Consider the following 430-nt stretch of genomic DNA (forward strand, 5'->3'; position numbering starts at 1 on the left):
AAACCGAGTCTGAATAGGGCGACTAGTTGCATGCCGTAGACCCGAAACCGGGTGACCTATCCATGGCCAGGTTGAAGCGAAGGTAAAACTTCGTGGAGGACCGAACCACGTTGGTGTTGAAAAACCATGGGATGAGCTGTGGATAGCGGAGAAATTCCAATCGAACTCGGAGATAGCTGGTTCTCCCCGAAATAGCTTTAGGGCTAGCGTCGGATATGACTAATGGAGGTAGAGCACTGAATGGGCTAGGGGGCATATCGCTTACTGAACCTTATCAAACTCCGAATGCCATATAGTATTAGTCCGGCAGTCAGACTGCGAATGATAAGATCCGTAGTCAAAAGGGAAACAGCCCAGATCGTCAGCTAAGGTCCCAAAGTATAAGTTAAGTGGAAAAGGATGTGGGATTTCTAAGACAACTAGGATGTTG

Annotated in this window: 1 rRNA gene; it reads left to right on the forward strand. The window is 47.9% G+C overall.

What is annotated here, in order from left to right:
- Nucleotides 1-430 (forward strand): 23S ribosomal RNA (locus OCU55_RS23810); the annotation flags it as partial.

Source organism: Clostridium folliculivorans (genome assembly GCF_024341905.1).
Lineage (GTDB): Bacteria > Bacillota > Clostridia > Clostridiales > Clostridiaceae > Clostridium_AR > Clostridium_AR folliculivorans.